The following is a 20449-nucleotide window of genomic DNA, read 5'->3' as shown; positions in this document are numbered from 1 at the left end:
GGACTTAATGAGGCCGCGCTCTATGGTCAGTGACACGTTCAAGAACGTCCTCACCGTCGGTGGTCCTCGTTCGGCGATGGCAGGACCGCCGGTTCCTCCTCGGTCAAAACTCATGTGGTGTTTGAACAGTCCATGATTACCTCTCTCGTATCTAATGCCTCTGTCGCTGTTCGAATACTCACGTCCATCAGTCTCCCACCAGAACCGGTGTGTAGAGCAAGCGGACTTACTTACCATTTCAGGCCGTTCGCCTTCTAAAGGAGTGGAATCAAGTTCCGTAGTATCATCGAGCTTAAAACCAGGTTACTTCTTGGCAACGTAGTGGGGGTCTCGCTCGAAGAACCGTCCTCGTCCTTCAGACTCCCCCGTGACATTGAGGAGCGTGAATCCGCATTTGCGGAGCTGTAGCCATTGGTGAACCGGATTCGAGAGGTAGACCTCCACCTCGCCTAAGGGCACGCTGTCAATTTTGTACCGCGAGAAGACCTTTCCGCGCTTCTCCCCCTCGAAATAGTGCTCTATGAAGTCCCCCGCTACCCGACGAAGAGGTTTGTACCAGCTGTTGTGCGACGAGAACACGATGATTCCGGCGGGCCGCAGGACCCGATAAATCTCGCGGAGCGCTTTCACTCGTTCGGCCTTTGGGAGAATGTAATCTAGCCCGTAGTAGGAGAATACAACATAATCAAACGCACCGGAATTGAAGGTGGTGTTTCGGATATCTGCTACCTGGAAGTCAAGGTTGGGAAAAAGTGATCGGGCTTTCTCTATCATCGGCTGGCTGATGTCAATTCCGGTAACGTCGAACCCTCGTTCGTCGAGCAGATGGGAAACGCGACCGACCCCACAGCCAACGTCCAGCACCGACGCGTTAGGGTCGGTGAAATACCGCTCTACCGCCTTCTGCTCTGCGGGGAACAGAGTCGAGTCCTGTACTCGCTCAGTGTAAAGTTTGATGGCGTCTTCGGTAGTGAAAATCTCATCGCGTCCGCTACTACCGTCAGTGCTTCGTTTCTCGGTCATTCGTATCCCCCTCTGTGGACTTTATGACAGCACTTAATGTTTTCTCTAATATAACGAGAATCCCGGTTTAAGCTCCGTTAACCATGATTAATCGTATATTTGTATGCCAGATATCTTGTTGCATCCACCTGTCGGCCGTGGTTCAATTACGCTTGGATGTTGAGCGCATGTAGGAAATGCTCGGTGAACCACCCCTGTGAAGGAGAAAAACAAGATGGTCCTCTCTTATAAAAATACTCAATGTAGTCAGTTCTCTACTCTAAACTGGCTCTTGGTGTTCGCTGGATACGTCCCAATTGTTGTGTCGTCATGTTCTATTTTGAGATGGCCGTCCCGACAATGGCATATTGGATAATGTATGGGGCCGTTAATACCATACATATATTGACATAATATATGCCGGAAGGTATATTTTTATGCAAAAGTGCAAACCGCCGTACTTGTAGTCCCTCATGTACTCATACATATTAAATAAAATTCATAACTAAAATGAAATAAATTATACGAGTATAGAATTCGATACACTGGACTTCTCACTTTCCCGGTACTGGATAAAATTTCTCAGTGATTATTGTCCCATAACAGCTTTCCTATATCAGGAAGCTCTGTCTTCACCAGATTCATCGTCAAACGCACTCTGGTCGAACCAAACCACAATCGACTCAGGATTTTACCGTACAGATATCGACCTAATTTCGTTATCAAGAATGACCCCCCATTCGCCAATATTCAATCCTCTCAGTCGACACTTGAGTACTGTTTATTTCTTCTCACATATTTGTACACTCCCCGGTCGTAGGAGTCAGCAATTGTGCGTGAAACACGCGTCAATCTTTTTGAAGTGCGCTTCCGTTTCGGACAGTATGGAATACACAACATTTGGAAATACGGGGATCAAAGTAAGCCGAATCTGTCTCGGTTGCATGGGCTTCGGGTCCAGCGACTGGCGGCCGTGGGTGCTGGACCCCGAGGAGGGCGAGGAGATAATCGAGCGCGCCGTGGAGTTGGGTATTAACTTCTTCGACACCGCCAACATGTATTCGAACGGCGAGAGCGAGCGCGTCCTCGGCAATGCGCTCGACGGGCGGCGCGACGAGAGCGTGGTCGCGACGAAGTGCTACTTCCAGATGGACGAGGACGACCCCAACTCCGGGGGACTCTCCCGGAAGGCCATCGAGAAGGAGTTGGAGAACAGCCTTGACCGTCTCGGGATGGACACTATTGACCTCTATCAGATTCACCGGTGGGACGACGACACGCCCATCGAGCAGACGCTTCGCGCGCTGGACGACGCGGTGCGCCGCGGGAAGATCCGCCACGTCGGGGCGTCCTCGATGTGGGCCCACCAGTTCGCCGACGCGCTCCACATCAGCGACAGCCTCGGACTGGAGCGGTTTCAGACGATGCAGAATCACTACAACCTCGTCTACCGCGAAGAGGAACGCGAGATGCTCCCGCTCTGCGAGAAGGAGAACGTCGGCGTGATGCCGTGGAGTCCGCTCGCGCGGGGGTACCTGACTCGGCCCCACGAGGATATCGACGCGACGACGCGCGGCGAGACGGAGGAACACATGTACGACCACCCCTACCGCGAGGGCGGCGGCAAGGAGATAAACGAACGCGTGCAGGAACTCGCCGCAGACAAGGGCGTCACGATGGCCCAAATTTCGCTGGCGTGGATTCTGCACAAGGACTGGGTGGACGCGCCCATCGTCGGCACCACCAGCGTCGAACATCTGGAGGACGCCGTGGAGGCGCTGGAAATCGACCTCTCGGCCAGCGACGTGGCGTATCTCGAAGAACCCTACAAACCCGTACCGGTATCGGGCCACGACTAAGACGGTGATAACCGATAGGATCAACAACCGAAAAATAGGACCCGTTATCGGTGTGTCAAGGTTAGATAATATGGTGGGGGTGAACACAAAACACAAGGAAGAACCTAGAAACGCTACAGAACGCAGGTAGATGCATTAGAGCGGACAAATCTGCTTAATACAGAGAACTATCCCTAAAGCAAGGTTTTACTGCTACAACGATAACCGAATCCGTAGTACAACTATCATGATAGTGAAGGGGGTTTTCTTGAACAACCGAACGAGTTCTCCAAGAAATACCTCCTGTCTTTTGTTGTTTCCTGCTCTTCACGCGTTCGATTGTCTCACCGTCACTACCGGTTGTTTTCTCGCGTCCACACGTGTTTTGCGGAGTAATTCACCAACCCACCGGCCGTGTTTAGACGCTCCAGAAGATGTTCGTGAGTGGCTCTGCTAGGGGAACAGAATCAGCTCATCAGCGTCGTTCTACCTGATTTCGTTCTCTGGAAACGGTCGTCGAGGATAATCTTCACCGCGTCTAAACAAGGCCCACCCATTTACACATCGATAACGGGTAGAGGGAGTTCGACTTACACATCAACATGAACCGAGTATCGGTTCTCTGGTCGACTATATCCCTCGTGAAACGAATTGGCTCCTGCCCAATATTCTTAACCAACAATCGGTCAGCCTTAGCGGCATAATGTTGGTTAATAGCATGTTCGTCTTTGCACTAATATACCTTTTCTGACCAAGACACGCCAATGAGTCGATGTCAGTAAGCCGTATTCGGCCGCTTACTTCGTAAATGTACCCGCGATTTTGCAACGTGTTGAGTGCTGCGCTAATCGTGGAGGACTCGAAGCCCTCTTCGTATCAGTATGCTTCTGCCGTTTTCTGTGAAAGCCCGTCTATTCTTGACGTGGCCTCGGGTTCCAGAACTTCAAGGACTTCCTCCACATATTGTGGTCGCGGTTGCGATGATTACGGCTCATCCATTAGCTAGTGCTATGAACGTAACTAACAAGAACACCAGCATTTCTGTCACGGTTGTGAAAATTGGGGGCGGCGATACTTCTGTCCAACTAGTTGTTTTGCTTAGTAGATACCTATCGGACTTGCGCGAGGAATGTGCTTCAAAGCGACAGTCGTAATTTAGTGTTTTTGTTTTCACTTGCGAGACGGTGCCCGATTACACTTGCGACCGGGTGGGTCTTGGATTCTAAAAATGTTCTAGGGACGTCAGATAGTGCCATTTCCGGCGTATACACTTGCGATGTAGTTGGTTAGTTTTATTGGCGCCATACTAGAGTGTACAAGCATGGACGACGAGACGACATCCAATCAATCGGCCCCACCAGACGAGAGCGAACGGGATCCTGTGTTCATCTACGAGGACAAAATATTTCAACGCGAGAAACTCCTCGACGTGGACCACGTCCCAGAAAGCACCGAGCGAATCGTCGGTCGAGACGAGCATATCAGCCGCATGGCGAGCGCCATCAATCCGGTCCTCTTCAACAGCCCACCGACACACCTCATAATCTATGGCAAGACCGGAACCGGGAAGTCACTCATTGCTCGCCACATCACGCAACGACTCTCAACCGAGGCCGCCCGCGAGAACATTGATGTTGAGACGATTCGAATCGACTGTGGAACTCGGAGTACCGAAGCAGAGGCTGTCAAGACACTCGCCCGGAAATTCAACGACGAAGAAATAACGGGAGTTTCGGTGCCGGAAAAGGGTCTTGGAACTGGTGACTACTATGACCGACTCTGGGAAGTCGTAGAGCAACAGTGTGACGTGGTGTTCTTCATTCTGGACGAGATTGACAAGCTGAAATCCGATGAAATTCTGCGGAACCTCTCACGTGCTGGTGAGGACAACAACGTCACCAACACCTCCATCGGCGTCATCGGGGTCAGCAACAAGATAGACTATTCCGACACATTAAGTGAGCGCGTCAAGAGCAGCTTCCAGTACGAGGATATCGTGTTCAAACCCTACGACGCGAACCAGCTTCGTGAAATACTCCGAAAACGAAAGGATGCATTCAAAGATGAGGTTCTGAGCGAAGACGTGATTCCGCTTTGTGCGGCCCTCTGTGCAAAGGAACATGGGGACGCTCGCAAAGCCATGTCCACATTCCGGAATGCTGGGAAGGTCGCCCGAGAGCAGGACAAGGAGAAGGTAACGGAAGAACACGTCTATGCAGGAAAAGAGCGGGCTGAGATGGACCGGTTTAACGAGTTGATACGTGGGACGCCGCCACAGGGGAAAGCGATTCTGCTTGCGCTCACACTACTTACGGAGAAAACCGATTCGGACGGTCACTCAACTCGGAGCATCTACAACGCGTACGAGCAAATCACGGGCCAAATCGATATGGACTGTCTCTCAGAGCGCCGTGTTGGGGAGCTCCTCGAAGAACAAGACTTCTTGAACGTGATTCAAGCAGAGCGGACGAGTCGTGGTCGAGGAAAGGGAATGTACAAGGAACATCGGTTGCTCGAAGAGACAGATATCGTGAAAGAGGTCCTCGTATCTGATAGTCGGTTCGACAACTGGCGATAGTCCTGTATCCGAAGATGGATTTTGGTAGGTAAGTCGGACAGAGACACCGTCTCGCAAGTGTAACGGTAGGGTTGACTGGAAGAGATTAACCGAAGTTCAGACACACACACCGCGTCGCAAGTGTAACCGCAGAAGAGGTGAGACTACAGAACCGTTTGGGGTTGCTTGTTTGAACAAGACCACACACCATCTCGCAAGTGTAACTACTTCACTATCTAAATAAAAATTGCTATTTACTAGCTAGCCTGAACACACCGTCTCGCAAGTGTATATCCGCTATTATTGCACGGAATAACCGCTATACTGCACAAATAGAGAATACAATGGGAGGCAACCAACCGAGTAAGAGCAAAAAATGTGACCTGCCCTATTACCGGCTGACACTTGCGAGACGGTGTGTGTCCTCCATATCATCACGAGAATACAACTCGAATCTTATTTGGAAATTCAGTCCCGTCGCGGATAACGATACTGTTCCAGCGTAACTGCCATTACGGCCGAACCCCACCATTTCCAGTAAACCTATACTGCCACCAAGGAGTGCTCAACTACCACAATAAAGCGAGGACTGACTCCGTCAACAAGAGCAAACACTCGGACAAGAACTTAACCAACAATCTGGCCTACTTCTTTGTGAGTGTTGGTTAAAACGAAGCCCCATGAGTAAACGCGCTCGGTGCGATCGAAGTATCAGAGCGTACCAGATAGCATGTCCTATTCTTCAGGGGCGACGACCTCGACTTTCATTCCTTCTGGATCTTCTCAGTAGAGCGCGTAGTAGCCGCCAGTGTAGGGATGGCGATCCCCGTAGAGAAGGGTTGCATCTGTACGCTCGTGAATACCCACGGTGAGTTCGTCGACCTGCTCGCGAGAGCCAGCGTGGAATGCGAGGTGGTTCAGTCCAGCCGTTTGTCGGTCAAATGGGTGGTCTGCGTTGTCGGCCTGTACGAGTACAACGTACGTCGTCCATTGATCCATGAACGACCGCTGTCCCAGTTGTTGTTCACCTCGTATCCGAGTTCGTCGAGTAACCAGCCCCAGAAAGCTACCGATGCGTCAAGGTCGGAGGCATCGAGTTCGACGTGATGGAGTTGTCCAGTAGCATCTGGATCAGCATGATTGTGGCTCACAGGCCAGACATCCAAGACAGATAACAAAAAGGCCGGGTATCGGTGCTATAGTTTCGTGAATCTAAATGCGCTGGCGTAGCGTGGCGATATTGCATTAAGCAAGGACTCATCTATCGCCATTCCGCACTTTTCGAGCGTTCCAAAAGTGCTAGTCAGTTCTCTCCTGCCACTTGTCTTCGTCCGACCGTGCAAGCGGATATGCATATCCAGTCCACCCGAGCTTTGCTGCAACCCGGACTCGACACTCTTCGTCAGGGATGACATCCGCGACTCTGAGCGTACGCCCATCCGCCGTCTCTGCTTCAGACAGCTTCCGGTCGTCGGGGAGACCTCTACTGACTGTGACCTCATATTCCTCGCCCGGTGAGAACACCTTTTGATTGCGACGCTGTTTCATGTCCGTTCCAAGGAGGAATACTAACACAGCAAGATTGTGCATCGCGTGGACGATGACCGCAAGGATGCCCAGTCCGTGCAACCAGAGATACACCGACAAAAGCCCGCCGAGAAAATGTGGCACCATGTGAGTTGCTCGCCCGTACACGACGTGCAGGTACGCCCATACTGCATTTGCAACGAGGAGGACCGCCACAACATGTCCTGTGAGCATCGTAGCGATAAGTAACGGAAGCCCGCGAAACACGGCCTCCTCTACCGTCGGGGCGACGACACACGATTCGAGCATTCTTTGAGCGTGCTCGTGTGCCGTTGTCGTCTCACGATCTTCCATCTTCACCAAGTCTGCGGTCGTATACGGCTCCGGTGAATCCCTGTCTAGAGCGCGAACTGCTGGTGTCTGTGTACTCCGTGTTCCAAACAGGTCGATTCCGGTTATGTCCGCGAACAGCCATTGGGCTCGAAACAGATACCGTGGCAGTACGAAATAGAACATTAGGCTGACCGCCCACGTCCCGACGACAAACCGCAGGTGCCCGCACGAAGACCTGCCAGCCACTCACCAACGACGGACTCAAGCATACACTACGTATCTAGCCCATCTGCTTTAATCTACGCCAACGCCGCCACAGAGCGATACGTCCGGGAATCTAAGAACTATTCTCGCTGTAAACGACCTGTGAGTACGGTAGTGGCGATACTCCATTGCGAGAGCGCTGATGCAGTTGATCGAACCCGTCCACCCGCGCGCCGCGTGCCGCCTGCCGGTGAGCAAGCTCACCGATGTCTCGTTCGCTTCGCTCACGAGACCTCCGCGTCGCTCGCGACCGACCAGTCCGGGCGTGCGGTGACCGATACGCACCGCTCGGTCACCGGTCCGGGCGTGTGGTTTCGACGCCAGCATTAAGCGCGCTTTCGGTTGCGTCTCCCGCTGGTCGACGGACGCGAAAACGGCTTAAACCTGGCCGCTCGCTCCGGGCGAGACGGCGCGCGTGTTTGATTGTGTGGGCTCGCGTGTCGTTCTCGCTCGCGCCCAGACTGCACTGAAGGCGCGAGCGAGAACGTAGTAGACGAGCCGTAGGATGGTGTAGAGTTGTGACTCAGGTAGGAGTGAGTCTCTCGGAGAAGACGCCGTAGGAGGAGCGCCTTCGGAACTAAACAGCAATGAGTACTAGCGACAGCTTCGGTAATGAAGGTTCGTATAGTGCGGTAGACATGAGTGAGTGCCCGGAATGTAAGGGCCAACTCGTTGCGGGCGGTATCGAGACGGTGTGTGACGACTGTGGATTGGTAGTTCGGACGGACGACATCGATCAGGGTGTGTCGCCGAGTGCGCACGGGCCGCGGCGGCGTGGCGGTCCCGTCGAATGGGCGGTTGAGCCGACGACGGTGTTCCGGGTTGGGCAGGGACTCGGGTCACAGTTCAATCTCGGGACAGATGGACGTGGTCGGCCACTTTCGGCGGAGAAAAAGCGGCGGCTTGGGCGGCTTCGGCGGTTGGACAAGCGGATGGAGGCGCGCGACCGGCGATTGAATGAGGCGCTTCGGGACGTCCAAAGCGTCGGTGAGAACGTCGGACTCCCAACGTACGTGTGTGCGGATGCTGGGATACTAGTTAAGCAGGCGGCTGAGCGGCGATTGCCGGGCGGGCGGATGGCCTGGGAGTCGCTGGCGGCGGGCGCAGTGTTGTTGGCGGCGCGACGGGCAGGGTTCCCTCGGGAGACGGAGGTGGTTGCGGAGTACGCGAAGTCGACGCATGAGCGAGCGTGCGCGGCCGCGCGGAAGATACGGATCGAGTGTGAGGTGGTGAATGAGTATGCGCCGGTGCAGGGCGAGGCGTTGGACGACGTGTTGGCCGAGTTCGATGGACTGGACGTGGAGACGGTCTTGGAGTTCGCACGAGTTGGACGACATCTGCTTGAGCTGGCGGACGTTGAGCCAGTCGGACCAGGCACGTCGCGAGTGGCTGTGGCTGGGGCGGCTGTGTACGCGGCAGATCGGTTGACCGATGGAAAGACTGTGACTCAAGCGGAGGTGGCAGAAGCGGCGAGCAGGGTGTGTCCGACCTCCAAGGGTGTGGTTGCGCGGTACTCCCGTGAATTGCATGATGCCTACGAAGCCCGGTACGGCCGAGCAGCGCCCGCGGTCGTGCTCAAACATGAGCGCGACGGAGTAAGACTGGGGTAGCGGAACAGACGGTTCCTTCTTTTTCGATACCATCCACCCATCGCCCGCCTCCCCACCCACCGCTCCGTGCTCGCTTCGCTGCGCGCGCAGCCACAACCTCGTTTACTCGGCCGGACTGTCACCGATGACTACCGGGAGAGCCATCCTGAGTGCATTGCTTTGGGCAACGACTAACGTCGTAGGACCGTCACGTTCGTCAAGGACCCCTCGACTAGTTTTTCGACAGTGTTACGGCCGACGGCGGACAGGTCCTGGTCTCCGACGACGAACGCAGTGGTATCGACTTCACCGAAGGCAACGTGTCGGTGCCACACGCCCGGAGCGTCAAGAGGATCATACGCATCCGCCGAAAGCTTAAGACGCCTTGATTCCTCTTGGTTGAGGGTCAAGTTGTCTTACTGTGTGACTTTCACTTTTCGTCGCCTTCTAATTCTCCTATGTCGAGATCTCCAGCGAGATACTGCCGACCTTTCTCTGTGATCCGATAGTAGGTCTTGCTCTCGTCAGGTTTTTCGATTAGCTCTCTCTTCAGTAATTGCTCAATCGCCCTCGTAACTGTCGAACGGGAAGGCGGTCGCTGCATCTGTTGTTCCAGATTCAGGGTTATTCCGCCCGGCGAGATGGCTACATTAGACTCATCAAGGAGATTCAAAACTGGTCGTGTAGCACTATTTTCCCAATCTACGTTCCCTGGCACGTCAGACACTCTCTTGTTGAATACTGCCGGCGAATGAGAATATGAAAGTTTATTGGTTATAATTGGCCCAAGTGAGCCAAAAATGACCAAGATTTATCGCACCCCCATGCAAATGGAGTATTACGGAAGCTACACACGGACCTGTCGCTCGCTGATGGATCCTCTAAGAAGCGGACCCCGATGTTAGGCCATCGGATCCGCGTGAGCCTCCGTAAGTCTGGTACGGAAGCCATGTACGCAATCACGACGCGGGGACTTGAATCCCCCGCACGACTAGCTGAATCGCCTCGCCAATCTCTCTCAGGTCCCAATGCAGTCAGTGAATCGGTGGTGAGCCAGCATGCCGTCTGAAATAGACTCCGAGACATCTGTGTCTACAATGACTATCGCGGAACTCACCGAGGAGATCCGCCACCTCTACACCGAGGTCCAAGGCCTCCAAGGCGACCTCGAAGACCAACAAGCAACCATAGACCGCCAAAAAACCGTGATTGAGGAACTCCGGAGTGACCTCCAGAGCGAGCGCCAAGCACGCAAGCAGACCGAGCAAGATTCTACCATCGAAGAAATCACACAGGAATCTAATGCGAATGCCGGCCGCACAGACGCCTACAATTCCCATAGTCAAGAAGATACTACACAGTCATTTGACCATCCTGAAGAGGATTCCCAGTACGTTGACCGCATCGAGGAACTCGAATCAGCACTCACGGCGAAGGACGAGCAGATTTCAACTCTCGAAAACCGCGTCGAGGACCTCGAGGCCCACCAGACCAGCCATGAGAAGCGTTTGGACGCGCTTGGCATGGGAATCGAGAGCGCGAACGACGACATCGCGGACCTCGAAGATAGCGTTAACACAGGCGACTCCTCGTCCACTACGAGTGACCAGCAACCGACGGATGAGTGGACGCCAATTGAACGCCTCGCGACAATCGGTGAAGATGCTTTGGACGACCACGTAACGGCGAGTGATCGGCGTGCAGTCGTGCTTTTCGAGCATTGGGAGGAGTGGTCGACCACCACCCCGAAAGGTCAACTGTTGAAGACTGCGGACTCGCTCAAATCATTACTCTCGACGGCGTGTGATGAACGCCTCGCGTGGAAGCAGGTGTACCGAGCCTGCAGGCGGCTTGAACAACTCTCGCAAGGCACGGTGACGTTCTTTGACCATGACCGGCATGGACGTATGCTCAAACAACACGACGCATTCCTCTCGAAGCACACCTCGACACAGCGAGTGACAGCGTCGTCAGCCCACACATAGGGATGCCCGTCAGCACCCACGCTCAAGAGAGCATCCACATCTAACGCACTATACACAACCCATGTGCAAGCAACCTATTTGTACTGGCGAGACTAGGCAGTCCCGTCACGTTAATAGAGAGTAGTAGCGAGTGGAGGAGACGAGGTGAGTAAGTCTGGTGCTGACGACGGCGTCAGCCTAGCCGCGAAATCGTCGACTACTCGGACCTCTGTTGGTGGATTAAGAGCGTCCCTCGCGCTCATGATTCATCTCCTATACGTGATTCTTCATGCCCATTCAGATGCAACCATACTGATATGGGTGTACGCCATGCGTTATCGTCGTCTTTGGCGTCGTATCCCTGGATCTTCTTCCTCAACTTGCGTCACTAAGAGTACACCCGTACATTGATTACGTTGGCACGTCAAGTACAGCATATGCCTGTTCGCATCGAGGAGTTTGAGAGCGGGGAACTCCCAAGCGGTCCGAGCGTGCCAGAACAGATACTCACGTATCTGTACGCGAACCGGGATAAGGCGTTCACTCGCTCGGAAATCGCTACTGGCACCGACGAAGATCCGAATACAGTCGGAACAGCCCTCTCACGGCTGAAACAACGCAATCTTGTCAGGCATAAGGGAGAGTACTGGGCGATAACGAACGATCTCGACCGGGTAGCGGACGCCTATACCCTTCATTCGATTACTGAACGGCTTGATGAGGGTGATGGAGGAATCGATCCCGAAGAGTGGGACACAGCCACTCCGGACGAAACCCATCCCAGCGAGCGAGACGAATAGATGCAACCGGAACGAGGGGATGTCGTCCGGAGTTCGGACCCGTTCAAGTTGGGCGAAGACAGCCAACGACCGTGGCTGATCGTCAACAATAAATCGCATCCATTCGGTGAAGAGCAATATGTGGCTGTCGCTATTTCGACGAAGAAGTACTCCGATTCGATTTCGTTACAGTCTGACGTTTGGGAGACTGGTGGTGTCCCACAGGAGTCGTTCGTTTCCCCGTGGGCTATCCACTCACCTCGTACCGAGGACCTGATCACGTGGCAAGGCCGAGTCACGGAGGAATTCGTCGATACTGTCGTTGAGACCGTAGAGACGTATATTCGGTGACGGAAGAATGGACCCCTAAAATACTATGGAAACATTCCCATGGTTACTTGCTTGGTCAGCTGAATCCTGAATTCAGCGGTCGACTACTATTCTGGCTCGCGGTCAATCGCTCGGTCGAGTGCACTCCGAACCTTTTGGAAGCGCGCAATCTGGCCGCGTATCCAGCCCTTCGAGGTGATGACGATAGCTTCCCCATCCCCAAGCCGTTGCAAACTGTTTTCTGCAATTGGATGCGTCTCGCTCGTGAGCTCTTGGCGACCAACCGACCGCCCTGAGCGCCCACGCACTGGCACCGACCGATGCTGGTGTTCGCGACCAATCTGGGAACGCGTGTAGTCGACGCTCGCTTTGTCGCCAACCCGTAGCACTACGGACTGCACCAACCCACTCAACAGCGCGCTTGCGCGGTCTCTACCATACGTATCGTTGAGTTGCGCAACTGACTGCACTCCCAACAACAGCTGTGTATTCCGGCTTCGACCAGCGTTAATCAGATCCCCTATCTTCCGGAGTTTTGGTAGCCGTGCGAATTCGTCGAGAACAAAGTACGTGTTCCGGTCGTCTGAGAGCGCGAATCGTGCTGCCCAGTCGATGAAAAACCGGAATGCAGGCTGTACCGCCTCACCCTCCGTAATCGGGAAGTCCAACACCAACGTCCGGCCTTGTGGGTCCTCCATGTACTCTCGGATCGAGAACTCGCCATCATCTGCGAGGTCACCCCGGAAGAGGTCTGCAATCACCTGCTGGAAATTCGCGTAGACACCCGCTGCCTGGCGGTCGGCATCAGGATCGATTGCTGACGCCGCGGCAACCAAATCTGGATACTCGGCCAATCGTTCATACAGCTCTTGTTTGTCAGTCTGCTCGACGAACGCCACTAAATCCGCGTTCGTCGGCACCGTCTTACTCATTAGGCCCTCCCGATGGAGGTAGGTGACGACCGCGACGAACAACTGGCGGGCCGCATTCTCGAAGAATTCACCTTCATCTGTCTCGGGGAAGAGCGCTCGCCCGATCTCCTCGATATCTCGCTCGTACTTGATCTCACAGAACAGGTTCCACGACACCGTCTCACCCCGTGAAGACAAGCAAATCACGTTCTCTTCGCCCTGTGCCTCTGTGAATATCTGGCGGTACTCACCCTTGTAGTCGAAGACGACGAACGCTTCGTCTAGTTTCGCGCGCATCTGATGGACGAACAGCTTCATCGTCTCGGTCTTACCCGCACCGGTCTCGCCAAGCACGAGGAGTGAGCGGTCTTTCTCGAGTGGGACGAACCGCTTCAGGCTCATGTGTTCGCTTGAGTCCGAGGGCTGGCGGAACGGCAGCACATACTTTCCATCCGAGATGTGGCGGCGGCACTCCCGAGCAGTATCCCACGTCCGAAACCACAGACCAGCACGCACCGTCCCTACGAATAGGAGGAGGAAGCCGCCGACACGCCAGAGCGTGAACTGCTCGACGAGCGGGAGTGACATTCCCACCAAGTTTCCGGTTGCGTGGATGGCGAGTTCGGCGAGTTGTGCGAGCAAGAGGATGTGGAATGCCCAGAACAACTGGAGGTGCGCCGGAAACAGGAGGACGGTCCCGAGGGCGCCGAACCCATAGAACACGGGAAGGACCCAGAGAGCACGACTCCGGTGCAATCCTTCGAATTTTAGTCCGGAGAGATTCGCGCGCTCCAAAATCGCGTAAATCCATGGGATGAGGAGTGCCGTGGCTGACACCAGCGCGATGATGAAGAATATCTCAACTTCATCATGCTCATAGGTTGCCTCCGACCCCGACCCTGACCCTGAGGACGACCCGGACGACGACCCAGAACCAGCGCTTGACCCTGAGCGTGACCCTGTTCGTGTCGTCACGACTCAGGCCCTCGCGTCCGCTCGCGGTCGACACCCGGACTCTGCGCTTGACCTCGGTCTTGCCCTTGTTCTTGTGCCTGCCCTTGTTGCTGTTCATCTGCGTGGTCGGCGTCCTGGTTCCAATCTTGATCGTGGTCTTGGTCTGGGTGTAGCTCGGTGTCCATTGCTAAGTCGGCTTCCTGCAAAAGTTCGGTTTCAAATTGCTCGCCGAGTTCGTTCGTGAGCTCGCGGTGGTGGTCGTGGAAGTGTTCGGTCGCGCATTCACGGAGGTCCTCGCAGTCTTCGACGTCCATCCAGAGGTCGCGTTTCGTGCCCGTGACCGCGACCTGCGTGTGTGGGTGGTCCGTATCGCGATGAATTGCATAACAGTATGTCGCCGTGTTCCGGCCCTCACAGAACTCGCTCATCACTTGTCGGGTATGCAGGCTCAACTGCTCGTCCGAGAGCTCGCTCCCGTTCGAGGGTGAGAGGATAATTTCGCGCTCAAACTCGTACTCCTCGGATTTCTCGATGAATGCCGTAACTTCCTCTTCGGTCATCTGCTCACCGAAGCGATTTTCGAGGCCCTGCTCTTTGTCGAGGTACTCGACGAGGTCGCGGGCCCCATGCTCACGGTAGTTAGTATCCGTAAAGACCCTCATCTCCGTCCTCGCCGAAGCCTATCGAACAGATCACTCCCGTTACTCCCATCGCTATCGTCATCCCTGGAGTCGTCAGCGCCATCGCTCCCGTCACTCGGTTCAGTTTCAGTACCGTTCTCGGTATCGTTCGCAGTACTTCCAACCGATTCAGGACTGTCGGCGTTCTCGGTCGAGACGGGTGTCTCAGTATCAGTTTGGCGTGAGTCCAGTTCGTTACTGTGACCAGACTGCTCGCTCGTATCGACGTGTGAGTCGGATGTGGCCGAGGTTGCAGTCACGGTTTTGGAGGTCGGAGTCGTGGACTCTGCGTCTGTCTCTGTCGATGCTGTTTCGCCGTCGAGACCGTCGATTCCTGTGTCGATATCTTGGCGGATGCGACGCGCACCGGTTTTGAGAGCGTCTTTGCGGACGTGGTCAGACTGCTCGTGCTTCATCAACTCGAAGTTCGCAATGGCGTAGGCCCCGAACTTCGCGTTCATCTCTCGAATCTCTCGTGCGGTCTCCACCATTTCCTCTGTTCCAACAGTCAGCAACTCTTGGATGCGCTCCTCGGCGCGTGTTTCAGACGCAATCGCGTCTTGGGCCTCTTGCTGGAGCTGCTGGTCGAGCATATTATTGATGATGCCAGAGAGTGAGGTGTCCGCCTCGTCTGCACGTTCTTCGAGTTCCGTCTTTCGTTCGTCAGTAACGTACACCGTCACCTGCGTGTCTCGGCCTCCCATCTTAGTGACTCAAACCGAATATTCCGCCGCTAACCGGCGTCTGCTCTCCGTGAGGAACAGAACTATACGATAATGGGAATACTACTTCTAGAATATCTATATTTACTACTCGTTTTATCGGTTTAGTCGGGGATTCTCGGAATATATGCACCGTAAGTTTGGTATTGAAGCCATCTGTCTTAATTGCTCTGAGCAATCCTTGTCAGGTCAACTGTACTCGATATCTCTCGGCGTTTTCATGCTGTATAGACCTGAAAGCCAAAATGTAGTCGAAGCTAAGAAAGAGCGGTTGTTACTCTGTATCGCTAACTGGCTTATCGTATTCTGACTTGACAGAATCGCCCTCCCGCCATTGCCAATAATAATCGTCGTTCTCGTTGATTGTTTTGACGACTCTGTTTGCCTTCGGTGGCACACCCGCTGGTGTCTCATTCTCCGCCTCAATCCGTTCTTGCTCTGCCTCTTTTTCCTCGATGCGTTGTTGCCGACGTTTCTCCTCGGCGAGTCGTGCAACCGCCCGCTCTACGTCATCCAACTCCTCGGGCGTCAGACTCTCAAGCAACTCTTCGAGGTCCTCCGGTAGCGAGATACCTTCGACCATCGTTGCCTTAACCATCGCATCCGACCATCTTAGCTTTGGATGTTGGTTAACTTAGAACTGTTGGAGATTTTGAACTTGGTAGGTATGCTGAACACAGGGGCTGTATTCATCAGTAAGTGCCAGCGAACATATCGTCACCAGATGCGTCTCATTTCTACTTGGCCAATCGGGGTACCCGATTAGGCGTGTTAAATCTCATATACACGGTGTAGAACCTATTGTCTTCATCTTCGGGCCATTAGCCACAATATTTTTTACGTAAAATATGGTACTGGACGACGGGAGTATGTGGGGGAGTACCAAAACAGACTCTACGGTTGAGCGGCGACAGTTTATTAAAGCACTCGGCGTGGGCGCTACCGTGGGGGCCACCGGAGTGACCGGGGCCGCAGGTCAACAGAGCGAGTTCCCGAGCGGGGAGATCAGGCTTATTGTCCCATGGGCCGCTGGCGGTGGGACGGACCGAACGGCACGGAAACTCGCGTCACTTGCCGAGAATCAGACGGACGCGTCGTACTTTGTAACAAATATCACGGGTGGAAGTGGGAGCGCCGGATTTCGTCGGGCTGCGAACGCCAAACCCGACGGGACCACCGTGGGCGTTCTCACAGTTGAGGTTTGCACAATCTCGCACCTCAACATCTCGAACATCCGCCCGGACGACTTTGCGCCAGTAATGCAGTACAACTTCGATCCGGCGTCGCTGACTGTCCACCAGGACGCACCGTATGACACGGTTGAGGGATTCGTTAAACACGTTAAGAACCAGTCTGGACAGCTTGCCTTCTCCAACTCTGGCATTGGTGCCATCTGGCACCTCTCGGCGGCAATGTTCGCACAAGAGGCTGGCATCTCCAACAAGGTCAAGCACGTCGGCTATGACGGCGGCGCGCCAGCAGCCAAGGCGGTTGCCAGCGGTGAAGTTGACGCTACGACCACCAGCGCGGCCGAGGTTGCGCCGCTCGTGAAGGACGGACCGTTGAAGATACTGGGCGTCATGGGCGAAAACCGGGTCAACATCTTCCCGGAGACAAAAACGCTTCAGGAACAGGGATTCAATGTGAAGAGCGGGGCATGGCGTGGTCTCGGCGTTCCCGTGAAAACGCCCGAAAATCGGGTCAACGCTCTCAACGAGGCGTTCAAGTCTGTCTACGACTCTAAGGAATTCAAGACGTTCATGAAAAACAACGGGTTCGGAATGGTGTATCGTAGCTCCGACGAGTACGACCAGTTCATGCAGTCTGAGTACAAACGATTCGGGGACCTGATCAAAACGCTCGGCATCGGGCAGTAATCTCATTTGACTGTTTTGTACTCCTACACCAATGGCCTTCCAAATTAGGCATATAGACAAGGTCGCGTCCCTCCTGTTGATACTACTTGCGGCAGGCGTGTTCGTTGCGAGCCGTAATTTCCCAAGCGGTATCACGGGAACTCCGGGTCCCGCATTCTTCCCGCGAGTCATTGCTGCCAGCATCGCAGGGGTCGCGGCGTTCCTGTTTATACGGAGCGTCACAACAGGCGACGATCGAACTCAGCGAATCACGACCGAGGAGACCAAACGAGTGGTAGTGCCGATAGCCCTCCTAGTCGGATATGCGCTCCTCCTGCCGGTACTGGGATTCCTACTCGATACCTTCGCCTTCCTGATCGTGACAATGTGGTACTCTGGCGCGACCGAGGCCCGAACAGTCGCGCCACTCGCCGCAGGTATCGCGCTAGTTCTCCAATACGTGTTCGTGGAGTTCCTTCACGTCCCACTACCTGCAGGCAGCATACTTCCGGTTGCTCGGTGGTTACCGCCATTACCTATTGTGAGCGGGGTGTTACTGTGAGCCTCCTCACAAACCTCATCCAGGCTATCGGCATCGTCTTCCAGCCGTTCCCGCTGTCGCTCATCATCCTCGGCGTGCTCATCGGCATCACGATGGGTTCGCTCCCGGGAATGACTGCGACGATGACCGTCGCCGTGCTCGTTTCATTCACGTTCGGCATGGAGGCTGTTGAAGGGATGATGTTGCTACTTGGCATCTACGGTGGAGCGCTGTACGCAGGCTCAATTCCTGCGATCCTCATCCGAACACCCGGCACGCCGAGCGCCGCGGCGACCGTCTTCGATGGCTTCCCGCTGGCCCAGCGCGGGGAAGCTGACCGGGCGATTACCATCGCCACAGTCGCCTCATTCGTTGGTGGTGCTGTTAGTGTGGTGTTCCTTACACTCCTCTCACCGCAGATCGCCGCCGTCGCACTTGAGTTCGGGTCGCCCGAGTATTTTGCGCTGGCAGTATTTGGATTGACGATTATCGCCAGTGTAAGTGGGGACTCACTCGTTAAGGGGCTCATCTCGGGACTGCTTGGGATGCTTCTGGCGACCGTAGGGTTAGACCCAATTCTGGCCTACCCGCGGTTCACATTCGGATACCAACCGCTCACGTCAGGTATCCAGTTCATCGCAGTGATGATTGGGTTGTTCGGTATCGCTGAGGGATTGCACCGCTATAGAAGCGGTCTCGGCCATCAAGAGTCCTCCCAGGAGATCGCGAGTCTACTGCCGGAGATGTCCGACCTCAACGAGATTAAGACCATCGTGCTCGGTTCAAGTATTGTCGGTACATTTATTGGTTCCATCCCGGGTGCCGGTGGTGATATTGCCTCGTTCATCACGTATAACGAAGCCAAGCGTTGGGCGCACGACACGGCAACCTCGTTCGGCGACGGCGACATCCGGGGCATCGCAGCGGCCGAATCGGGGAATAACGCAAGTACGGGCGGCGCACTCATCCCGACCCTGACGTTGGGTATACCAGGCGACTCCGTCACGGCCATCCTCATCGGTGCGTTGATGGTTCACGGTATCCGTCCTGGGCCTCAACTGTTCCAGACCGAGCCAGAACTAGTGTATGCCATCTTTGTGGGCTTCTTTGTCGTGTATCTGGTCGTCGGCGCTATCGGGTTGATTGGCGCACGCTACTGGGCGAAGATTATTGACTTCCCGGCGAAGTACCTTTGGCCGTCAATCCTCGTGCTGTCATTCGTGGGAGCCTACGCCCTACGAGGAAATATGCTTGATGTCTGGGTCATGTTTGGGGCGGGCGTGCTTGGATACGTTATGCGGGCCGAGAACTATCCATTAGCGCCCATGGTGCTAGGGCTGATTCTCGGGCCAATTGCCGAGGTGAACCTCCGGCGGTCGCTGAAGTTGTCCGGCGGATCACTCGGTATCTTTTACGAGAAACCGCTCACACTCGCCATTCTCCTGTTAGCGATCGCGTCGTTGCTCCTCCCGCTCGTTCAGACATGGCGCGAACGTCGATCCGAGGCCGTGTGATTCCCGCCGAGTAGTTCGTCATGAGTGATCTTGACTTCGTGTAACAAATGATCGTCAGGTCGAATCGCCTCGATGGACACCTTTTCCGAGATTGCCGGTACTATACGATAAGAGGTCGTGCAGTAGGATTACTCATCCTAGTTTCTAGCGCTATCAAAGTAATGGAAAATACTGTACCTGTATAGACTCTACCAACGTGAAAATTGTCTATATGAGGCCTCTTGTCTCGTGGCAATAGGTTTAGGTAGGTAGCTAACGAACGAGTAGTCATGAGCCAGGACCGCGAACGGAACGACCACGGCCAATATATCGGGACAATCTCCCTTGAGGATGTCCTCGAAGCCATCCGCCAAACTGACAGTCCCGTCGCCACCGCGAAAGAACTCGGTGAACTTCTCGACTGTAGTTCTGAAGCCGCCCGCCAGAAACTGATCACGCTCCACGAACAAGGCCGAGTCGAACGCCGCACCGTCGGCGCAAACGCCGTCGTCTGGTGGCTCACCGACACCGAGGACACCACAGCCGAGATTAATCCAGACGACCCGTTCTGGGATGCCGAGGCGCACGCCGGTGATGAGGACGAACTCGTCGGCGAGGACGACATCGATGATATTCTCTACGGCGCGGTTGAATCGTAATGGTACAGGTACAATCCCGTTGTTCATCGATACAGGCACGTTCTTCGCGTGGGCCTACGAGCAGGCCAAACGTCACGACCGCGGTTGAGACGTATGCGATGCGATCGCCGCTGGCGACCTCCCATACCGTCCGCTCTACACGAGTCGGTCAGTTCTCTCAGAGCTCACGACGTTGATACTGCGGAAGGTCGGGCACGCTGAAGCCGTAGAGACGCTTGAGACCATCCGAGCGTCCAAGAGCTTCAACATCCTTCCCGTGGACAAACCCGCATTCAATGCGGCCTGCGATGAGTTTGCCCAGTACGACGACCACCAGATTTCGTTCGTCGACCACACCAGTAGTGTCCTCGCCGGAAGCCGCGACATCAACCACATCTTCGCGTTCGATAGTGACTTTCGGACACTCGGATTCACACTCGTCCCCGCGGACGTCGGACGACTCTGACTGAT

General features: G+C 54.8%; 17 protein-coding genes and 1 pseudogene. 10 read left to right on the top strand and 8 right to left on the bottom strand.

The features are described from left to right. Positions 1 to 303: 303 nt before the first annotated feature. Entirely contained in the window at positions 304 to 1023 is a 720-nt protein-coding gene (locus tag M0R89_RS19050; protein ID WP_248652664.1) for a class I SAM-dependent methyltransferase, read from the bottom strand. Positions 1024 to 1886: 863 nt separating this feature from the next. On the opposite strand from M0R89_RS19050, the gene M0R89_RS19045 reads away from it, so the two are divergent. Together M0R89_RS19045 and M0R89_RS19040 are read left to right on the top strand one after the other, a co-directional pair. Next, on the top strand, positions 1887 to 2861 hold the full coding sequence (locus tag M0R89_RS19045) for an aldo/keto reductase (RefSeq protein WP_248652663.1): 975 nt from the start codon (positions 1887 to 1889) through the stop codon (positions 2859 to 2861). A 1300-nt stretch (positions 2862 to 4161) separates the two neighbouring features. Continuing rightward, positions 4162 to 5418: a Cdc6/Cdc18 family protein gene (locus tag M0R89_RS19040; protein ID WP_248652662.1), complete on the top strand. Its 1257-nt coding sequence runs from the start codon at positions 4162 to 4164 to the stop codon at positions 5416 to 5418. Between the two features lie 762 nt (positions 5419 to 6180). Here the strand turns inward: M0R89_RS19040 and M0R89_RS19035 are convergent. Both M0R89_RS19035 and M0R89_RS19030 read right to left on the bottom strand, forming a co-directional pair. Continuing rightward, a pseudogene (locus tag M0R89_RS19035) lies at positions 6181 to 6548 on the bottom strand (VOC family protein). A 148-nt stretch (positions 6549 to 6696) separates the two neighbouring features. Continuing rightward, the gene (locus M0R89_RS19030; protein WP_248652661.1) at positions 6697 to 7440 is read right to left on the bottom strand and encodes a CPBP family intramembrane glutamic endopeptidase; all 744 of its coding nucleotides are present in this window, start codon (positions 7438 to 7440) and stop codon (positions 6697 to 6699) included. Positions 7441 to 8159: 719 nt separating this feature from the next. Here M0R89_RS19030 and M0R89_RS19025 point away from each other — a divergent pair. Beyond that, entirely contained in the window at positions 8160 to 9131 is a 972-nt protein-coding gene (locus M0R89_RS19025) for a transcription initiation factor IIB family protein (protein ID WP_248652660.1), read from the top strand. A 409-nt stretch (positions 9132 to 9540) separates the two neighbouring features. Here the strand turns inward: M0R89_RS19025 and M0R89_RS19020 are convergent, their stop codons facing one another. Then, entirely contained in the window at positions 9541 to 9837 is a 297-nt protein-coding gene (locus tag M0R89_RS19020) for a winged helix-turn-helix domain-containing protein (protein WP_248652659.1), read from the bottom strand. A gap of 331 nt (positions 9838 to 10168) precedes the next feature. Here M0R89_RS19020 and M0R89_RS19015 point away from each other — a divergent pair, with 331 nt between their 5' ends. Together M0R89_RS19015 and M0R89_RS19010 are read left to right on the top strand one after the other, a co-directional pair. After that, positions 10169 to 11095, top strand: a complete 927-nt coding sequence (locus M0R89_RS19015) for a coiled-coil domain-containing protein (RefSeq protein WP_248652658.1) — start codon at positions 10169 to 10171, stop codon at positions 11093 to 11095. A 416-nt stretch (positions 11096 to 11511) separates the two neighbouring features. Beyond that, positions 11512 to 11874, top strand: a complete 363-nt coding sequence (locus tag M0R89_RS19010; protein ID WP_248652657.1) for a hypothetical protein — start codon at positions 11512 to 11514, stop codon at positions 11872 to 11874. A gap of 416 nt (positions 11875 to 12290) precedes the next feature. Here M0R89_RS19010 and M0R89_RS19000 read toward each other — a convergent pair whose 3' ends face one another. The 4 genes from M0R89_RS19000 to M0R89_RS18985 form a co-directional block, all read right to left on the bottom strand. After that, the gene (locus M0R89_RS19000) at positions 12291 to 14069 is read right to left on the bottom strand and encodes a type IV secretory system conjugative DNA transfer family protein (RefSeq protein ID WP_248652655.1); all 1779 of its coding nucleotides are present in this window, start codon (positions 14067 to 14069) and stop codon (positions 12291 to 12293) included. Further along, positions 14066 to 14710 carry a relaxase/mobilization nuclease domain-containing protein gene (locus tag M0R89_RS18995; RefSeq protein WP_248652654.1) on the bottom strand — a complete coding sequence of 215 codons (645 nt, stop codon included), beginning with the start codon at positions 14708 to 14710 and terminating at the stop codon, positions 14066 to 14068. The genes M0R89_RS19000 and M0R89_RS18995 overlap by 4 nt, the downstream gene beginning before the upstream one ends. Next, the gene (locus M0R89_RS18990; protein ID WP_248652653.1) at positions 14707 to 15411 is read right to left on the bottom strand and encodes a hypothetical protein; all 705 of its coding nucleotides are present in this window, start codon (positions 15409 to 15411) and stop codon (positions 14707 to 14709) included. Before M0R89_RS18990 ends, M0R89_RS18995 begins: the two co-directional genes overlap by 4 nt. A 313-nt stretch (positions 15412 to 15724) precedes the next feature. Then, positions 15725 to 16048: a hypothetical protein gene (locus tag M0R89_RS18985; RefSeq protein WP_248652652.1), complete on the bottom strand. Its 324-nt coding sequence runs from the start codon at positions 16046 to 16048 to the stop codon at positions 15725 to 15727. A gap of 250 nt (positions 16049 to 16298) precedes the next feature. Here M0R89_RS18985 and M0R89_RS18980 point away from each other — a divergent pair, with 250 nt between their 5' ends. From M0R89_RS18980 to M0R89_RS23475, 5 genes are all read left to right on the top strand, one after another. Continuing rightward, positions 16299 to 17327, top strand: coding sequence for a Bug family tripartite tricarboxylate transporter substrate binding protein (locus M0R89_RS18980; RefSeq protein ID WP_248652651.1), 1029 nt, complete (start codon positions 16299 to 16301; stop codon positions 17325 to 17327). A 31-nt stretch (positions 17328 to 17358) separates the two neighbouring features. Beyond that, a complete protein-coding gene (locus tag M0R89_RS18975) occupies positions 17359 to 17868 on the top strand; it encodes a tripartite tricarboxylate transporter TctB family protein (RefSeq protein ID WP_248652650.1) in 510 nt (169 codons plus the stop codon). After that, a complete protein-coding gene (locus M0R89_RS18970) occupies positions 17865 to 19361 on the top strand; it encodes a tripartite tricarboxylate transporter permease (protein ID WP_248652649.1) in 1497 nt (498 codons plus the stop codon). The genes M0R89_RS18975 and M0R89_RS18970 overlap by 4 nt, the downstream gene beginning before the upstream one ends. Before the next feature lie 269 nt (positions 19362 to 19630). Next, positions 19631 to 19999 carry a helix-turn-helix domain-containing protein gene (locus tag M0R89_RS18965; RefSeq protein ID WP_248652648.1) on the top strand — a complete coding sequence of 123 codons (369 nt, stop codon included), beginning with the start codon at positions 19631 to 19633 and terminating at the stop codon, positions 19997 to 19999. Positions 20000 to 20171: 172 nt separating this feature from the next. After that, positions 20172 to 20444, top strand: a complete 273-nt coding sequence (locus M0R89_RS23475) for a type II toxin-antitoxin system VapC family toxin (RefSeq protein WP_368408901.1) — start codon at positions 20172 to 20174, stop codon at positions 20442 to 20444. Positions 20445 to 20449 lie beyond the last annotated feature (5 nt).

It is taken from the genome of Halorussus limi, from assembly GCF_023238205.1.
Taxonomy (GTDB): domain Archaea; phylum Halobacteriota; class Halobacteria; order Halobacteriales; family Haladaptataceae; genus Halorussus; species Halorussus limi.
The sequence above is the reverse complement of the archived record's forward strand: the minus strand, read 5'-3'. Positions and strand labels throughout refer to the sequence as shown.